Source organism: Candidatus Mikella endobia (assembly GCF_900048045.1).
Lineage (GTDB): Bacteria > Pseudomonadota > Gammaproteobacteria > Enterobacterales > Enterobacteriaceae > Mikella > Mikella endobia.
Map to the genome: position 1 here is coordinate 195,052 of NZ_LN999831.1, position 15,528 is coordinate 210,579.

General features: G+C 32.8%; 14 protein-coding genes and 2 tRNA genes. 12 read left to right on the top strand and 4 right to left on the bottom strand.

Going from position 1 to position 15,528, the window contains the following annotated elements:
• Window positions 1-55 precede the first annotated feature (55 nt).
• Together prmC and prfA are read right to left on the bottom strand one after the other, a co-directional pair.
• Window positions 56-895: a peptide chain release factor N(5)-glutamine methyltransferase gene (gene prmC / locus A4A67_RS00950; RefSeq protein WP_067569357.1), complete on the bottom strand. Its 840-nt coding sequence runs from the start codon at window positions 893-895 to the stop codon at window positions 56-58.
• Window positions 892-1,977 (bottom strand): peptide chain release factor 1, encoded by a 1,086-nt coding sequence (gene prfA / locus A4A67_RS00955; RefSeq protein WP_067569360.1) that lies wholly within the window; start codon window positions 1,975-1,977, stop codon window positions 892-894. Before prfA ends, prmC begins: the two co-directional genes overlap by 4 nt.
• Window positions 1,978-2,630: 653 nt before the next feature.
• On the opposite strand from prfA, the gene A4A67_RS00960 reads away from it, so the two are divergent.
• The 5 genes from A4A67_RS00960 (at window position 2,631) to A4A67_RS00980 (ending at window position 5,670) form a co-directional block, all read left to right on the top strand.
• Window positions 2,631-3,581 (top strand): ribose-phosphate pyrophosphokinase, encoded by a 951-nt coding sequence (locus tag A4A67_RS00960; protein ID WP_067569363.1) that lies wholly within the window; start codon window positions 2,631-2,633, stop codon window positions 3,579-3,581.
• Window positions 3,582-3,681: 100 nt separating this feature from the next.
• A complete protein-coding gene (gene pth / locus A4A67_RS00965) occupies window positions 3,682-4,248 on the top strand; it encodes an aminoacyl-tRNA hydrolase (RefSeq protein WP_067569365.1) in 567 nt (188 codons plus the stop codon).
• 9 nt (window positions 4,249-4,257) lie between these two features.
• Window positions 4,258-5,349 carry a redox-regulated ATPase YchF gene (ychF, locus tag A4A67_RS00970; RefSeq protein ID WP_067569368.1) on the top strand — a complete coding sequence of 364 codons (1,092 nt, stop codon included), beginning with the start codon at window positions 4,258-4,260 and terminating at the stop codon, window positions 5,347-5,349.
• A gap of 132 nt (window positions 5,350-5,481) precedes the next feature.
• Window positions 5,482-5,554, top strand: a tRNA-Asn gene (locus A4A67_RS00975).
• A 43-nt stretch (window positions 5,555-5,597) separates the two neighbouring features.
• Window positions 5,598-5,670: transfer RNA gene (locus A4A67_RS00980), tRNA-Arg, on the top strand.
• A 380-nt stretch (window positions 5,671-6,050) separates the two neighbouring features.
• Here A4A67_RS00980 and argS read toward each other — a convergent pair.
• Entirely contained in the window at window positions 6,051-7,781 is a 1,731-nt protein-coding gene (gene argS, locus A4A67_RS00985) for an arginine--tRNA ligase (protein WP_067569371.1), read from the bottom strand.
• A 328-nt stretch (window positions 7,782-8,109) separates the two neighbouring features.
• Between argS and aspS the strand changes: the two genes are divergently transcribed.
• The 7 genes from aspS to mutM all read left to right on the top strand — a co-directional run bounded on the left by aspS (window position 8,110) and on the right by mutM (window position 14,330).
• The gene (gene aspS, locus A4A67_RS00990) at window positions 8,110-9,813 is read left to right on the top strand and encodes an aspartate--tRNA ligase (protein WP_067569374.1); all 1,704 of its coding nucleotides are present in this window, start codon (window positions 8,110-8,112) and stop codon (window positions 9,811-9,813) included.
• 317 nt (window positions 9,814-10,130) lie between these two features.
• Window positions 10,131-10,622 (top strand): crossover junction endodeoxyribonuclease RuvC, encoded by a 492-nt coding sequence (ruvC, locus tag A4A67_RS00995; protein ID WP_067569376.1) that lies wholly within the window; start codon window positions 10,131-10,133, stop codon window positions 10,620-10,622.
• Between the two features lie 109 nt (window positions 10,623-10,731).
• Window positions 10,732-11,349 (top strand): Holliday junction branch migration protein RuvA, encoded by a 618-nt coding sequence (gene ruvA, locus A4A67_RS01000; RefSeq protein ID WP_067569378.1) that lies wholly within the window; start codon window positions 10,732-10,734, stop codon window positions 11,347-11,349.
• A 12-nt stretch (window positions 11,350-11,361) separates the two neighbouring features.
• Window positions 11,362-12,381: a Holliday junction branch migration DNA helicase RuvB gene (gene ruvB / locus A4A67_RS01005; RefSeq protein ID WP_067569380.1), complete on the top strand. Its 1,020-nt coding sequence runs from the start codon at window positions 11,362-11,364 to the stop codon at window positions 12,379-12,381.
• Between the two features lie 667 nt (window positions 12,382-13,048).
• Entirely contained in the window at window positions 13,049-13,294 is a 246-nt protein-coding gene (rpmB, locus tag A4A67_RS01010; RefSeq protein WP_067569382.1) for a 50S ribosomal protein L28, read from the top strand.
• Between the two features lie 3 nt (window positions 13,295-13,297).
• Window positions 13,298-13,465 carry a 50S ribosomal protein L33 gene (gene rpmG / locus A4A67_RS01015; RefSeq protein WP_067569384.1) on the top strand — a complete coding sequence of 56 codons (168 nt, stop codon included), beginning with the start codon at window positions 13,298-13,300 and terminating at the stop codon, window positions 13,463-13,465.
• A 55-nt stretch (window positions 13,466-13,520) separates the two neighbouring features.
• A complete protein-coding gene (mutM, locus tag A4A67_RS01020; RefSeq protein WP_067569386.1) occupies window positions 13,521-14,330 on the top strand; it encodes a bifunctional DNA-formamidopyrimidine glycosylase/DNA-(apurinic or apyrimidinic site) lyase in 810 nt (269 codons plus the stop codon).
• 156 nt (window positions 14,331-14,486) lie between these two features.
• Here the strand turns inward: mutM and endA are convergent, their stop codons facing one another.
• Window positions 14,487-15,203, bottom strand: a complete 717-nt coding sequence (endA, locus tag A4A67_RS01025) for a deoxyribonuclease I (protein WP_067569388.1) — start codon at window positions 15,201-15,203, stop codon at window positions 14,487-14,489.
• Between the last annotated feature and the right edge of the window lie 325 nt (window positions 15,204-15,528).

Genomic DNA, 15,528 nt, shown 5'->3' on the forward strand with positions numbered 1-15,528 from the left:
GTCTCTATTTTACATAGAGATTGTATAAAAATTTATAGTAAGAATATTATTGTTATTATAATTTTTGTCCCTGACTAACACGATCATTATTACCATAATCGCGAATAGTTTTTATCCTAATAAATCCTAAATTAGCAAGCAACGCTCGTACTGACGCCCCTTGACGCCATCCGTGTTCTAAAAGCAGCCAACCTCCAGGTAGCAAATGTTTTATTGATTCTTTACAAATGGTTTCTAAATATTGAAAACCATTTTTTCCTGCAACTAGCGATGATTGTGGTTCAAATCTTACGTCTCCTTGTGCAAGATAAGGATCTTTTTTATCAATATAAGGAGGATTGCTAACAATAATATTATAATATGATGTTTTTAATGATTGAAACCAGTTATTTTCTTTAAAATGTACATTTTTTAATCCTAAACTTATAGCGTTATCTTGAGCTATAGAAACAGCGTTAGGAATACAATCAACTCCGGTTATATACCATGCTGGTCGCTCAAACGCAATAGCTAAAGCAATAGCTCCGCTTCCTGTACCTAAATCTAGTACTTTAACGTCAGGAGATATTATATCCAAATCCAATGTGCACTGAACTAGACATTCAGTATCAGAACGTGGAATTAAAGTATCTGTTGTTACTTTTAACTTTAAAGACCAAAATTCACGTTCTCCAGTTATATATGCAATAGGTTCGCCTCGTTCCCGTCGTTTTAATAATGAATTTAACTTTGTATTTTGTGTATTTGTCAACAAGGTTTCTCCAAATGCTAGTAGTTGAGTACGTTTGGCTCCAGTAACTTGAGAAAGTAAAATTTCAGCATCACGTTTAGCACTAGGACTTTTGGATATAAGTAAACGTATTTTAGCCTGATTTAACCATTGTTGCCAATTCATGGAATTATTTCAGACAACGCTATTAGCTGATCAGCTTGATATTCCTGCATTATAGGTTGTATTAATATATCCAAATTACCTCCAATTATTTCTTCTAGCCTATACAGCGTCAGATAGATACGGTGATCAGTTACTCTTCCTTGTGGAAAATTATAGGTACGGATCCGATCGGAACGATCACCGCGTACGAGTAAATTTCTGCGTGTCAATGATTTATCCTGCTGCCTACGATTAACTTCTCTAGCACGCAATCGAGCCCCTAGTACCGCTAATGCTTTAGCTTTATTCTTATGTTGGGAGCGTTCGTCCTGGCATTCTACTACTAATCCTGTAGGTATATGAGTAATGCGAATAGCAGATTCTGTAGTATTAACGTGCTGACCTCCGGCTCCAGAAGATCGAAAAGTATCGATACGCAGATCGATAGTTTTTATTTTAGGTAGTTCTGTTTCTGGTACTTCAGGCATCACAACTACGGTACAAATCGATGTGTGGATACGTCCTTGAGATTCTGTTTCTGGGATACGTTGTACACGATGACCACCAGATTCAAATTTTAATAGACTGTAAGCACCTTCATTAGAAACTTTAGCAATAATTTCTTTATAGCCTCCATGATCAGCATCACTAATGCTAACAAGATCTATTTTCCATTTTCTAGTTTCTGCAAAACGGCTGTACATACGGAATAAATCACCTACAAATAGTGCTGCTTCATCGCCGCCTATACCTGCACGTATTTCTATAAAACATCCTCTTTCATCGTCTGGATCTTTAGGCAAAAGATAAATTTGTAACTGTTGTTCCAATTTTTTTTGCTGACAAATAGCTTCCTGCAGCTCCTCATTAGCTATATCATGCATTTCTGGATCAGTTAGAAAACTTTCAGCTATATGAATATTTTCATTAACTTTTCTCCAACTTAAAAAACAACTAGTAACATCTAAAACTTGTGCGTACTCTTTTGATAAGACACGAAAACGTACTTGATCTAAAATTATCTGGGGATCGCTGAGTAACGCTTCTAATTTTTCTCTACGCTCTTGTAATGACTCTAATTTAGTGATTATCGAGGATTTCATGCGTAGTTATCTACCTGTAATGATTTTTTAAGAAGAAGATGTATTTCTTATTGTTACATAAATTATTTATAATAGAGATTATTCTTACAATTATACACGCATACAGTACTTTTAAATAGATAAAAAATTTACTAGATCAGCTCTTTAATTTAAAATTAGTATATTATATTACAATTAGTATTAACAATTTTTCTTAATTAAAAAAAACTCAAATCTTTTTTATAAATAATTTTACTACGAAAACTAAAATTATGATAGAGCAGTTTTATTTTTACTACAGATAATTATGATCTCTAGTGAGAGATATATATGCTTAATTATTAATGTTTGGCTCTTACTATGAATTTTGTTATTTGCATACAATAAAATAATTATCTAGTAGTGCTAGCCTTACTGTTAAAGGTAGAATTGAGTTCTAATAACAACAATATAACAATATTTAATTAAAAATAAATTAATGGTAAACTGTTAAAGTAGTAGATTTATAACCCAGATGAAATTTAGATAAGTAAAACTGTAAGTAATATACTAAAATAGCAGTATCTAAAATAAAGAGAAGTATATATGATATACATTTATCATTACGGTTATATTTAATTAAATTAATTTGTAGCAGTTTTCATCAAACTTTTAAAAATAAAACTGAGGTTTTTATGGTGTCTAACCTAAAAATTTTTTCTGGAAATGCAACTCCAGAACTCGCAGAACGTATTGCTAATATTTTAAATACTAGTATTGGCAATGCCACCGTTGGTAGATTCACTGACGGAGAAATTAGCGTGCAAATTAATGAAAATGTCCGTGGTAACGATATTTTTATTATACAATCTACTTGTGCCCCTACCAACGATAATTTTATGGAATTAGTAATTATGGTTGATGCACTACGCAGGGCTTCTGCGGGACGTATCACTACAGTTATTCCTTATTTAGGATATGCGCGTCAGGATCGCCGTGTACGCTCAGCACGTGTTCCAATTACAGCAAAATTAATAGCTGATTTTTTATCAATTATTAATGTTGACCGAGTATTAACAGTAGATTTACATGCTGAACAAATTGAGGGTTTTTTTAAAATGCCGTTAGATAATTTGTTTGGAAGCACTATCTTAATAGAAGATATGTTACAACAGCATTTAGAAAATCCCATGATTGTATCTCCAGATATTGGAGGAGTTGTGCGTGCTAGATCAATATCTAAAGTTCTCAATGATGCTGATATAGCCATTATAGACAAGTACCGTCCTCGCGCTAATTTTTCACAAGTTATGCATATCATCGGTAATGTAGAAGGACGTGATTGTGTATTAGTAGATGATATGATCGACACTGGAGGTACTTTATGTAAAGCTGCAGAAGCGTTAAAAAAACAGGGCGCTAAACGTGTTTTCGCATACGCTACGCATCCTATATTTTCCGGAAATGCTTATGAAAATATTAAAAATTCGTTAATAGAAACCGTTAGTATTTGCGACACTATTCCGCTAAATCCATCCATGAAATCATTACCCAAAGTACGTACACTGACATTGTCTGGGATATTAGCAGAAGCGATTCGCCGCATTAGTAATGAAGAATCTATTTCTGCAATGTATAAATATTAAGAAACTAGTGTACAAATAAAAGACCTCTGATAGCTTTATTTATTTCTACTCTACTATACTAATCATAATGTAAAATAACAAGTATAGGTAAAAATTACTAATGACAATTAAATTAATTGTAGGCCTAGCTAATCCTGGAGCTAAATATGTAGCTACGCGCCACAATTACGGCGCTTATTATATCAATTTACTTGCTAATCGCTATCAGAAAACTTTACAAGAAAATAGTAAATTTTTGGGATATACTTGCCAGATATCTCTATTAGAAAGTCACAATATTTATCTTCTAATACCAAATACTTATATGAATCTTAGCGGTAAATCGGTAGCAGCAATAGCTACTTTTTATCATATTTATCCAGAAGAAATTTTAATAGCTCACGATGAATTAAATCTGTTGCCAGGAAATGTTAAAGTTAAGAGTAATGGAGGTCATAACGGTCATAACGGATTAAAAGATATTATCGCTCATCTAGGTAACCAGAGTCAATTTTATCGCTTACGTATCGGTATCGGTCATCCAGGTAATAAAAATGAAGTAGTCAATTTTGTTCTCAATAAGCCGCCAATAGAAGAACAAAAATTAATTCATAATGCTATCGATGAAGCTGTTCGATGTACTGATATTATTATCAATAAAAAGATACACCGGCAAAAGATTATATAAGGAAAAATTATGGGTTTTAAATGTGGGATTATTGGATTACCTAATGTAGGTAAATCAACTTTATTTAATGCGCTAACTAAAGCGAGCGTTGCAGCGGCAAATTTTCCATTTTGTACTATTGATCCTAATATTGGAATAGTACCAATACCTGATCCCCGCATAGATCAACTAACAGAGATTGTAAAACCCCAACGTGTCTTTTTTACTAAAATGGAATTTATAGATATAGCTGGCCTATTAAAAGGTGCGTCAAAAGGTGAAGGTCTCGGTAATCAGTTTTTAGAAACTATTCGTCAAACAGAAGCTATTGCCCATGTAGTACGCTGTTTTGAACAAGAAAATATTATTCATATGACAGGAAAAGTTGATCCCATAAAAGATATAAATATTATCAATACTGAACTTGCTTTATTTGATCTAGATTTATGTACAAAAACTATTCAACAAGTGCAAAAACGTGTGAAAATTGGTGATAAAAAAGCCATACAAGAATTATTAGTATTAGAAAAGTGTTTACCTTACCTTAAAAAAGGTTGCATGTTGCGAATGATAAATTTTTCTAGCGAAGAGAAAAGAGCTTTACGTGATATTAAATTTTTAACAATAAAACCAATAATGTATATTGCTAACGTTAATGAAAATTATTGTAATGATAATGTTTATTTAAGTAAGTTGTGCGCTATTGCTTCTTCTGAGAGATCGATAGTAATTGCTGTTTGTGCCATAATGGAATCCTATATTGCTGAACTAAACATAAAATCAAGAAATAAATTGTTAGCTGATTTGGGTATTGAAGAACCTGGATTAAACCGTATTATTCGTGCCGGTTATAATTTATTAAATCTGCAAACTTATTTTACCGCCGGGGTAAAAGAAGTACGCGCTTGGACCATTCCGGTAGGAGCTACAGCACTACAAGCCTCTGGTAAAATTCATACTGATTTTAAAAAAGGATTTATTCGTGTAAAAACTATTTCTTTTGATGATTTTATTACATATAAAGGAGAGCAAGGAGCTAAAAAAGCTGGAAAAATACGTTATGAAGGAAAAGAATATATAGTTAGGGATGGCGATGTATTAAATTTTTTATTTCATATCTAGCTAGTAACTTACTAAGTTTTACTTTTTATTAAATATTTCATCTGTTGATATGATCAAATTTTAATAATTATTTTAATGGTAATAAAAAAGTTTTGACATTAATGATCAAAAAATTTATTATTTTATAAATATTCCCTTGTAGTTCAGTTGGTAGAACGGCGGACTGTTAATCCGTATGTCACTGGTTCGAGTCCAGTCAGGGGAGCAAGTTTTATTTCTAGAAAATATATTTTTAGATAATTGAATTGGTCTCCGTAGTTAAATGGATAATAATGAGCCCCTCCTAAGGGCTAGTTACAGGTTCGATTCCTGTCGGAGACGTCCTTGCACTTACCCACCTACAGATATGAGATGACGAGAGCACTACTTACTTTTATCTATGCTATTTTCATAATTGTTAGCTCTATGATGTCAGACACCGATTATGGTGGTACGAATAGTTTTTTATACTACAATTAAGATATTAATTTGAATTAAGGCTATCGCTAAAATTTTTACAAAACTATGTTAACTGGTATTTTTTATACCTATTAGTTGCTAACTAATAGCAGTGTTGTTGGTATATGTATGTTTATTTATTTTGCACTTACACATAGATATATTTCTTGACTATTTAATATTTTTATTAATTAATATTTTTTAGATGCCAGATAAATTATAAAGAATTACAGATTCTTTAATACTAGATTTATATTCAACAACTACATTCTTTCTACTGTTTCTATACCTAACAATTCTAATCCTTGCTTTATAGTACGTGCTGTAAGCCATGCTAACTTAAGACGACTTTGGCGTAACATTTCGTTTTCTGCATTAATAATGGGACATGTTTCATAGAATATTGAAAATAGCACGGCTAGATTATAAATATATGTGCACAATACGTGGGGAGTACCGTCTCTAGCTACAATAATAATTGCTTCTGTTAATTGTAGAATACGAACTGCTAACTGGATTTCTGGTTCTGATTTTAACTGAAAAGTTCCGTAAAACTGAAGATGTTTTTCATCCTTGCCGCTACGTTTAAATATCGAAGTAATACGCGTGTAAGCATATTGCATGTAAGGTGCAGTATTTCCTTCAAAATTTAGCATATTATCCCAGTCAAAAACATAATCGGTGATTCTGTTTTTTGATAAATCAGCATATTTTACCGCACCTATGCCTACTACTTTTGATACTCGATCTAGCTCTTCAGTATTAATAGCAGGATTTTTAGCTAGAATTAAACTTCTAGCACGTAATATGGCTTCTGAAAGCAGTTTCTTGAGTTTTACTGTTCCGCCAGCCCGGGTTTTAAAAGGTTTGCCATCTTTACTTAATATCATCCCGAACATATGGTGTTCTAAAGGTATTGATTCAGGCACGTAACCAGCCTTGCGTACTATTGTCCAGGCCTGCATTAAATGCTGATGTTGGCGTGAATCAATATAGTATATAATACGATCAGCTTTTAGTTTCTCATAACGATATTTGGCGCAGGCAATATCATTAGTTGTATATAAATAAGCACCATCCTTTTTTTGTAGAATAACTCCCATAGGTTTTCCTTTCTTGTTTTTAAATTCATTAAGGAATACTATAATTGCGCCTTCACTTTTGACAGCTATCCCTTTTTTTTGCAGGTCTTCTACAATAGAAGGCAACATTTTATTATACATGCTCTCACCCATGAGATCAGCACTCGTTAGTGTAACATTTAGTTGCTCATATATTTTTTGGTTTTGTATAAGAGTAATATTAACAATTTTTCGCCACATCTGCAGGTAATACTCATCACCACCCTGTAGCTTTACTACATAGTCTCGTGCTCTCTGGGCGAAAATTGGATCTTGGTCATAGTTCTGCTTTGCTGCGCGATAAAAACTATCTAAATTAAAGAGCGTAATTTCACAGTTATCTTTTATCTGTTCTAAATAGGCAATTAGCATTCCAAACTGAGTTCCCCAATCACCGATATGGTTAGCCCTAATAACTTTATGTCCTAAAAATGTTAGAGTACGCACTGAAACATCACCTATAATTGTTGAACGCAAGTGGCCCACATGCATTTCTTTAGCAACATTAGGCGCAGAATAATCCACTACAATAGTAAGAGGTTTATATATTGAAATACCTAAACGCGGAGAGGAAATAGCCTCAGTAAGTTGATCTTCCAACCAGTGCGGATCAAGAAAGATATTGATAAACCCAGGACCTGCTATTTCAATTTTACAAGCAATACCATTTAAATCCAGTAAATCTACTACATTCCTAGCTAGTTTTTTAGACGGTAATCCTAGTAGTTTAGCAATCGCTATGACGTCATTAACTTGATAATTTCCAAACTGTTTTTTTGTAGCTTGTTGCACTTTCGCTTTGTATTCTGAAGGTACCCCTGCATCTACTAGCGCTTTTTGAATTTTCTCGGAGAGAAATACTTGGATATTCACCAAAATACCTCTATGGTCAGGGTTGGTAGGTATAAATGTATTAAATATAGCAACTATTTGTTATTATTTTCTAAAATTATTTTTATATTAACTATTATTATAGTAATAATACAAAACATGTTTCTATTTTAAATAGAAACGCTAATTTTTCATGTAAAATAATTTTTGTTATTTAACATAAGTATTTTTCTTATAATAGAAAGGTTCTATAAATAATGAGCATAACTTATCAAGAAATATAAAGAAAGTACCCATCACTATTTATAAATCACAGTTGATTTTTAATTAATCTAAAATATTAGAAGTTTAATTTTCAGGGTATATTAAAATGCGTACTATATATTGTGGACAACTGAACCTATCACATGTTAGTAAAAAAGTAACATTATGTGGTTGGGTAAATCGTCGTCGCGATCTTGGTAGTTTAATTTTTATCGATATACGTGACAGAGAAGGCTTAGTGCAAGTTTGTTTTAATCCTAATAAGCAGGATACTTTTGCTCTCGCTGCAGAGCTAAGAAATGAATTCTGTTTACAACTTACCGGAATTGTACAAGCAAGACCTAAAAACCAAGTTAATAATGATATGGCCACCGGCGCTGTTGAAATAATGGCTACTGAATTGAAAATTATTAATCGTTCTGAATCTTTACCAATAGATAACAATAAAAATAATAGTGAAGAACAACGTTTTAAATTCCGCTATCTTGATTTACGCCGCCATATTATGGTACAGCGCCTAAAAACTAGAGCGCGTATATCTAGTTTTGTACATCAATTCATGGAAAAAAAAGGTTTTCTTGATATTGAAACTCCTATGTTAACTAAGGCTACTCCAGAAGGAGCTCGTGATTATTTAGTTCCTAGCAGATTACATAAAGGAAAATTCTATGCATTGCCGCAATCACCACAGTTATTTAAACAATTGTTGATGATATCAGGATTCGATCGCTACTATCAGATTGTAAAATGTTTTCGCGATGAGGATCTGCGTGCTGATCGTCAGCCTGAATTTACTCAGATAGATGTCGAAATGTCTTTTATGACCGCAACACAAGTCCGAGAAGTAATAGAACAATTAGTACGTTATTTATGGCGAAATATTATAGGTATAAATCTTTTGGTTTTTCCACAAATTACTTATGCAGATGCTATACGTAGATTTGGTTCTGATAAGCCTGATCTACGTAATCCAATGGAACTAATAGACGTGGATGATTTAATTAAATATACGAATTTAAATATATTTTCAATTCCTGCTAATGATAAGAAGTGCCGAGTTACAGCGTTGCGCGTACCTAAAGGTGCACAATTAAGCAGCCAACAGATAGAAGAATATAATAGATATATTCTCTCCTATGGCGCCAAATCGATGGTATGGATTAAGATAATCTCTTACAAAGAGAATGTTGTAGTATGCCCCAGGGGAAAATTATTAGAGCAACAGGTCATTAAACAGATAATAGCACGTACAGGTGCCACTGATGGCGATATGATTTGTTTTATCGCTGATCAGATAAATGTAGTAACTAATTCTCTGGGTGCACTACGTCTTAAATTAGGCATAGATTTGCATCTTACAGATACTGATCGATGGGCGCCAGTGTGGATAGTTGATTTTCCTTTGTTTAAAGAAGATACAAACGGTAAATTTACCGCTATGCATCATCCATTCACGGCACCAAAAAATATTGATCTAAATACTCCTATATGTACCAAAGAAGCTTTAGCTGATGCTTATGACCTAGTAATTAACGGTTACGAAGTTGGCGGTGGTTCCGTTCGTATCCATAGTAGCGCTATGCAAAAGAATGTATTTAAAATTTTAGGTATGAGTGAACATGAGCAATATGAGAAATTCGGCTTTCTACTAGATGCATTAAAATATGGTACCCCACCGCATGCTGGTTTAGCTTTAGGTCTTGATCGATTAGTAATGCTTTTGACTGGTACAGATAATATTCGTGATGTGATCGCGTTCCCCAAAACTACCACTGCAGCTGATTTAATGACCGAAGCACCTAGCTGTTAGTTAACAAGCTTAAGGATAAAAAAAATAAAATGAGGGGATCCACCCACCATGTAGTGGATAAAGTACTGCGGTAAAAGTTAAATGTGCTAAGAATATTCGTACAGCATAAGAAGTATGTTCATTTTTGAAGCGTAAATAATTTAAACACTGAAGATTCAGTATCGTTAAAAATGTAGTAATATCTTTTTACTTTAGTGTTTTTATTTCCTGGATAAATTGATGTTTACACGAAACATTCAGAAATTTCTTTGATTCATTATCTGTTAGTGATTTCCAAACAGCGCGTACTTTATTTATAGGTAACAATCAATATATATATGACTGTGATTTTAGGAATTGATCCTGGTTCGCGTATTACCGGCTATGGTATTGTGAGTAATAATGAGCCTAAACTTAATTATTTAGGTAGTGGTTATATTAAAACCAAAGGAAAAGATTTTCCAGGTCGTTTGAAGCTTATATATGCCGGTATCAATAATATTATAACTCAGTTTCAGCCTAACTGCATAGCAGTTGAGCAGGTATTTATAGCCAAGAATGCTGATTCAGCACTAAAGCTTGGTCATGCACGTGGTGTAGTAATAGTAGCTGCAATCAATAGAGATTTACCTGTATTTGAATATACAGCAAGTCAAGTGAAAAAGACGGTAGTGGGAAGAGGTTCCGCAGAAAAAATTCAAGTACAACATATGGTACGTAACATATTAAATTTATCATCTAGCAACCATATACAAGCCGATTCTGCAGATGCATTAGCAATAGCTATTACTCATTGCTACTTTAACCAGAATATTTTAAGTAGAAGATGACGATCTAGCTAAAAATCGTATTTATTTTTTATGCTTAATATTATATACTTAATTCTCTAAAATATAAAAAAGAGAAGATATCTTCTTCTAAGAAGAAAGGATCCTTGAGATGATTGGACGTCTCAGAGGCATTATTTTGGAAAAACAGCCACCACAAGTACTTTTGGAAATTAATGGTATAGGTTATGAAGTACAATTGCCAATGACCTGTTTTTATCTTTTACCTAAAATAGGTAAAGAGGCAATTATTTTTACACATTTAGTTATGCGTGAAAATGTACAGCTGATATTTGGTTTTATTTATAAAAATGAACGTGTATTATTTCGCGAATTAATTAAAGTAAACGGTGTGGGACCCAAGCTAGCTTTAGCTATTTTATCTGGAATGTCAGCACAGCAGTTTATCAGCACTGTAGAACGTCGGGAAATTCATGCATTGGTAAAATTGCCAGGAGTAGGTAAAAAAACCGCCGAAAGATTAGTAGTAGAAATAAAAGATAGATTGAAAAACCTCTCAAAGGATATTTTTTTATCTCCTAGCAGAGACGAGATTCCATATATATTTAACGAAGAGAATAACAAGAATAATTCTAAAAGGGAAGCAGTTGCTGCTCTTATTTCATTAGGTTATAAACCGCATGAAGCCAGTTTGATGGTAGGTCAAGTAGCAAGTGACGACGCGGATTGTGAAATGATTATTCGTAATGCACTGCGCTCAGTGCTGTGAGGGTAGTATAAAATGATAGATAACGCTCGACTAATTTCTAGTGTAGCTGTAACTGGAGATGAAGTTAGCGACCACGATATACGTCCTAAAAAACTAGAAGAATATATTGGCCAGCCTCAAGTATGTGAGCAAATGGAGATATTTATCCAGGCAGCTAAAAGACGCGGCGAGGCACTTGATCATGTTCTAATTTTTGGTCCTCCTGGTTTGGGTAAAACTACGTTAGCAAATATTGTTGCTAATGAGCTAGGAGTTAATTTGCGAATCACTTCAGGTCCCGTGCTAGAAAAAGCTGGTGATTTAGCAGCTATGTTGACTAATCTTGAACTAAATGATGTTTTATTTATTGATGAAATCCATAGACTGTCACCAGTAATTGAGGAAATACTATATCCGGCCATGGAAGATTATAAATTAGATATTATGATAGGTGAAGGACCAGCAGCTCGCTCTATAAAAGTAAATCTACCACCGTTTACTTTAGTAGGAGCTACTACTAGAGCTGGCTTAATTACGTCGCCGCTGCGTGATAGATTTGGTATTTTGCAACGCTTAGAGTTTTATAAGATAGGAGATTTGCAGCAGATAGTAACTAGAAGCGCCAATTGTCTTAAGTTAAGTATTACTAAAAACGGAGCACGTGAAATAGCTTGTCGATCTCGTGGTACCCCACGGATAGCTAACAGACTGCTGCGCCGTGTCCGTGACTTCGCAGAAGTACGGGCTGTAGGTTGTATTACTGATGATGTAGCTGTGAATGCTCTAAATATGCTAAATGTTGATACCAACGGTTTCGATTTAATGGATCGAAAGTTGATAATGGCTGTTATCGATAAATTTATTGGGGGACCAGTAGGGTTAGATAATCTTGCTGCAGCGATAGGTGAAGAGCGAGAGACTATAGAATACGTACTTGAGCCATTTTTAATTCAACAGGGTTTCATACAAAGAACCCCGCGCGGGAGAATTGCTACTGTTCATGCTTATCGTCACTTTGGTTTAAATAAGAAATCTGAAAGTAACAATCAGTAATTCTTGAATTCAGACATAATAAATAATAGTTATTAGTATAATGGATATTAACAACAATTACTTCAAAGATAATTACTACTCATGTTACGTACGGTATGAAAGATTCTCCACATAATATAAAATTATAGTAAATAGCATACGTAAAAATTTGGAACAATATACTTGATTGTAAATTTAGAGATCCTAATATTTATCAAAAACAATCTTATTACTGATATTTTGTTTCTTTACGGTAACAAGTATCACCAAATAACCAATAATTATTTATGCTAATACCAATAAATTAGCATTATAAGTTTTTATAAATATTATTACTGTATTCTTTTTGTTTACGAAAATTATTTTAACATGCTATATTTTTAGTTAGTTACAATTGTCATATTCAAAAATAATGTTATTAATATTTCGTCGATTACATTTTCAAATTGTATCTTATTAAATTTGAAATACAAAACTAGAAATAGATTTACAGAAATAAAAAAACATATTTTTTTCATGGAATATATAAAAATAAATAATTTGATGTATGCATGATGTAACTATAAAAATTATAACTAATTTGAATCTATTTAGAAAATAGATTCTAACGGATATATTATTTATCCGCAAAAAAAAGAATAAATAAGTTTTTGATCATTTCTCAATAATTTTCTTTTGGAGAATAGATATGTCAAGAATATGCCAGGTAACAGGAAAAATTCCCATGAACGGCAATAACCGCTCCCATGCCATGAATGCAACCAAACGCCGTTTTCTGCCTAACCTGCATTATCACCGTTTTTGGGTTGATAGTAAACAAATATTTGTTACATTGCGTATATCTACTAAAGGTATACGTATAATCGATAAAAAAGGTATAGAAGCCGTTTGGGCTGATATCAGCAATAAGACAACACAACAAGGTAAAAAATAAACTATGGCGAAGAGTGTTTGTGAAAAGATTAAATTAGTTTCTTCTGCTGGTACTGGTCACTTTTATACCACTACGAAGAATAAACGTAATAAATCTAAAAAAATAGAATTTAAAAAATTTGATCCAGTAATACGTAAGCATGTTATTTATAAAGAAGCTAAAATTAAATAACTAATTTTACAAAAAATTTGCCTATGACAAATAAAAATGTAGTAAGAAGTATGAAATGCCTGAACTACCTGAAGTAGAAACCTGTCGCCGAGGAATTGAACCTTGGTTAACTAGAAATATTATTCTCCGAGTGGAAGTTCATAATGCACGACTGCGTTGGCCAGTAGATAAAGAGATTATATTAATAAATAATCAACCAGTTCTTAGCGTGCAAAGAAGGGCAAAATATTTGCTATTAGAGCTAAATGATGGCTGGATTATTATTCATCTTGGTATGTCTGGATGTTTGAGAGTAATGCTTTCCCCTCAGCTTCCTAAGAAGCACGATCATATTGATATAATCCTTAATAATGGGTTTATGATCCGTTATACTGATCCGCGGCGATTTGGTTATTGGTTATGGAGTGATAATCTCCAAACAAATCGTTTGCTAGTTCATATTGGTCCCGAACCACTTAGTGATCAGTTTAATAATCACTGGCTTTATGAAAAATCACGTAATAAACGTATTCCTATCAAACCATGGTTAACAGATAATAAAATTGTTGCTGGTATAGGCAATATTTATGCTAGCGAATCTTTGTTTCTGGCAGGTATTTTACCCGGACGTGCAGCTAGTTCGTTAAGTGAAAAAGATGCAGAAACATTAGTTCAGAGTATTAAGAAATTACTACTACATTCCATTAATAATGGTGGCACTACCTTAAAAAATTTTCTACAGTCTAACGGCAATCCTGGAAATTTTATACATGAACTGCAGGTTTATGGAAGAAATAATAAACCATGCAAGGTATGCGGTACTTTGATACAAACAATTAAGCACAAGCAAAGGAGTACTTTTTTTTGTCCTAAATGTCAGCACTAAATTTAAATTTTTACAAAAATATAAATATATTAATTTTGGTAGTTTCTCGAGTTATTTTTAGTTATCATCTGGGTTATAATTATATGTTAGCATCTTAGAACATAACTGTTAATGTTTTTTTAATAAAAGACTAACTTAACTATCTGATTGTATCAATTATTTTTTATCTCGGTTGCAAGCTAACTGAATATAAGGATTATGGTTACCCTGAATTGCTGCAATACGCTTATTGCGCTTACATTCCCATTTAGTTACAGGATAATTCTGATTCCAGATTTCAAATAACTTAGTTTGTGCTCTGGAAAGACGAATTTGATAATTATCTCGCATATAAAAATAAGTTCTGGCGATAACACCTCGGGCACGATCCGGAGGTTCTGCTTGTTTGTTTTTGAAATCTATTTTCATTTGGCAACTTCCGTATTTACTTTTTCCACTGTACCATTGATTATATTGATAGTTACAGCGATCGTTGTTAACTTCACCAATTACTGGCTGAAGATTATGCAAGTCGTTTTCTATTTTTCTGTAAGTAAAATCTTTAGCGCAATTTTTACGACCACCTTTTTGCCAGCATTGACGTTGGTGTCCAAATTCCCATGCTGGCATTACATGCTCCCATTCAATACGTTTAGCTAGTAGCTCACTTTTACGTATTTGATAACCACAAGATGATAGATCTGGAGTACCTTTTTTTCCATACCAGCGAATAGGACAACCACAATAAAAGGTACCAGGAGCGTCGCGGTTAATTTTTAAAGCTACTGATTTTGCTTGATTAAAATTTTTTATCTGATGATAAATATTATCTTTGGTGGAAAATAAAATAAATAGTAAGGCTACAGATAGCAGACCTATATTTTTATACAACATAATTAATTATCGCATTCTATATAAATTGAATTCTCTTCCATAAAGTTTCATAAATGAAATGATTTTGGGCACTCATTTCATGTAGCTGTTTACCAGTAATTACGTTTTCTACTAGAAAATAAAAACTTTTTAAGTTCAGGAACTAGTATAATTGTTATGATGATAAATATTATTTATAAAAATATAAATCCCAAAAAATTGTTAATATTAGTAATAATTTATAGCATTGTTAACAACATAGCTCTATCCACCCAATAATAGCAACTGTCGATATAGTACCCCATTCTTTCTATTTTAGATGTATAATTTATAAATTTCAGAAACT

What these genes read in the sequence shown, in the direction of transcription:
- prmC (WP_067569357.1), bottom strand. Translation starts at nt 895, where the DNA reads ATGAATTGGCAACAATGGTTAAATCAGGCTAAAATACGTTTACTTATA.
- prfA (WP_067569360.1), bottom strand. Translation starts at nt 1,977, where the DNA reads ATGAAATCCTCGATAATCACTAAATTAGAGTCATTACAAGAGCGTAGA.
- A4A67_RS00960 (WP_067569363.1), top strand. Translation starts at nt 2,631, where the DNA reads ATGGTGTCTAACCTAAAAATTTTTTCTGGAAATGCAACTCCAGAACTC.
- pth (WP_067569365.1), top strand. Translation starts at nt 3,682, where the DNA reads ATGACAATTAAATTAATTGTAGGCCTAGCTAATCCTGGAGCTAAATAT.
- ychF (WP_067569368.1), top strand. Translation starts at nt 4,258, where the DNA reads ATGGGTTTTAAATGTGGGATTATTGGATTACCTAATGTAGGTAAATCA.
- aspS (WP_067569374.1), top strand. Translation starts at nt 8,110, where the DNA reads ATGCGTACTATATATTGTGGACAACTGAACCTATCACATGTTAGTAAA.
- ruvC (WP_067569376.1), top strand. Translation starts at nt 10,131, where the DNA reads ATGACTGTGATTTTAGGAATTGATCCTGGTTCGCGTATTACCGGCTAT.
- ruvA (WP_067569378.1), top strand. Translation starts at nt 10,732, where the DNA reads ATGATTGGACGTCTCAGAGGCATTATTTTGGAAAAACAGCCACCACAA.
- ruvB (WP_067569380.1), top strand. Translation starts at nt 11,362, where the DNA reads ATGATAGATAACGCTCGACTAATTTCTAGTGTAGCTGTAACTGGAGAT.
- rpmB (WP_067569382.1), top strand. Translation starts at nt 13,049, where the DNA reads ATGTCAAGAATATGCCAGGTAACAGGAAAAATTCCCATGAACGGCAAT.
- rpmG (WP_067569384.1), top strand. Translation starts at nt 13,298, where the DNA reads ATGGCGAAGAGTGTTTGTGAAAAGATTAAATTAGTTTCTTCTGCTGGT.
- mutM (WP_067569386.1), top strand. Translation starts at nt 13,521, where the DNA reads ATGCCTGAACTACCTGAAGTAGAAACCTGTCGCCGAGGAATTGAACCT.
- endA (WP_067569388.1), bottom strand. Translation starts at nt 15,203, where the DNA reads ATGTTGTATAAAAATATAGGTCTGCTATCTGTAGCCTTACTATTTATT.